Origin of the sequence: Mixta mediterraneensis, assembly GCF_030283135.1 — a bacterium.
GTDB classification, from domain to species: Bacteria; Pseudomonadota; Gammaproteobacteria; order Enterobacterales; family Enterobacteriaceae; genus Pantoea; species Pantoea mediterraneensis.
This window is the reverse complement of record NZ_JASUAZ010000155.1, coordinates 1-454: the sequence shown is the minus strand read 5'-3', so window position 1 is coordinate 454 and position 454 is coordinate 1. Positions and strand designations below refer to the sequence as shown.

Below are 454 nucleotides of genomic sequence, written 5' to 3'. Positions count from 1 at the left end.
AGTACAGTATGACCCAATTTACGGAAAATCTAGTTCAAAACAATCCACAGCGATCGGTCAGTCGGTCTGTCATCAGTCACAAAAAACAATTTCTCCACTTATTGTTTGGCGAAATAATGTTCTAAATCGTCACTTCCTCCTACGTGTTTGCCGTCAATGAAAATCTGAGGTACTGTCGTCTTGCCCAATGCAGCCAATACAGTGGCCTTCTTCTGGTCGTCATCCAGAGAGACCTCGACGTACTTCACGCCGCGATCTGAAAGTGACTTCAAAGCCTTCTTGCAGTATGGGCAAGTCGACTGGGTGAAAATCACACAGCTCGATGGCATTTTAGCCTGAGGGTCCAAGAACTTCAACATGCTCTTGGCATCCGACACCTGATAAGGGTCCGGTGCAGAGCCTTCCTCCTCAGCGAAAAGCTTCTTGACCACATTATTTTCAATGATCATAGAAT

The 454-nt window shown here is 45.8% G+C and carries 1 protein-coding gene; it reads right to left on the bottom strand.

Features of this window, described 5'->3' with window-relative positions; translation table 11 throughout:
- Window positions 1-98 precede the first annotated feature (98 nt).
- The coding region (locus tag QRY16_RS22020; RefSeq protein WP_289778070.1) for a glutaredoxin domain-containing protein at window positions 99-454 on the bottom strand (356 nt) is incomplete at its 5' end.